This window comes from Onishia niordana, from assembly GCF_004798965.1.
Taxonomy (GTDB): domain Bacteria; phylum Pseudomonadota; class Gammaproteobacteria; order Pseudomonadales; family Halomonadaceae; genus Onishia; species Onishia niordana.
The window spans coordinates 1-261 of the sequence record NZ_SDSD01000103.1 but is presented as its reverse complement, the minus strand read 5'-3'; the positions used below and the strand labels follow the sequence as shown (position 1 = coordinate 261).

At 41.8% G+C, this 261-nt stretch carries 1 protein-coding gene; it reads left to right on the top strand.

Annotated elements, in window-relative coordinates; translation table 11 throughout:
- The coding region (locus ETC27_RS18090) for an NAD-dependent epimerase/dehydratase family protein (protein ID WP_136256078.1) at positions 1-261 on the top strand (261 nt) is incomplete at both ends.

The window sequence follows — 261 nt, the reverse complement described above, 5'->3', positions numbered from 1 at the left end:
AGAAGCAAAGCCACAATTTGCTTGGAATTTGAATATGGGTGGTTTGGTTAATGCCTTAGAAACAGCGCGTGAACTTAACCTCCAATACTTCTCACCATCATCTATTGCTGCCTTTGGACCAAGCACTCCAATGGACAACACACCTCAAGTAACTATTCAACGTCCGAATACAATGTACGGTGTGACTAAAGTTTCTAGGGAACTGCTTTGTGATTACTACTACACTAAATTTGGTGTTGATACACGTGGTGTACGTTTCCC